Genomic DNA, 255 nt, shown 5'->3' on the forward strand with positions numbered 1-255 from the left:
CCGAAGAAATACTGACGCCTTTGCGCCATCAACAGCGGCTCCACTTCCGGGTCGTAGGCGCCATTGCGCTGCTTGACCAGGTCGATCCACGGGTACGCTTCGCAACGCGCCTCGACCCGTTTGATCAGCTGTTCGGTGGTACAGATGAATTCAGCCGGGTTGCCACCGTAGACTGTGCCAGGCGGTACATCCTTGGTCACTACCGCGCCGGCAGCCACGATCGATTCCGGCCCGATGGTCACACGGGGCATGATG

Annotated in this window: 1 protein-coding gene; it reads right to left on the minus strand. The window is 61.2% G+C overall.

The annotated features are described in order from the left end of the window. Positions 1-255 (minus strand): acyltransferase (locus tag SB756_RS32470; protein WP_410913557.1); only part of this gene is annotated, 255 nt, incomplete at both ends.

This window comes from Pseudomonas sp. SIMBA_068 (genome assembly GCF_046534705.1).
GTDB classification, from domain to species: Bacteria; Pseudomonadota; Gammaproteobacteria; order Pseudomonadales; family Pseudomonadaceae; genus Aquipseudomonas; species Aquipseudomonas putida.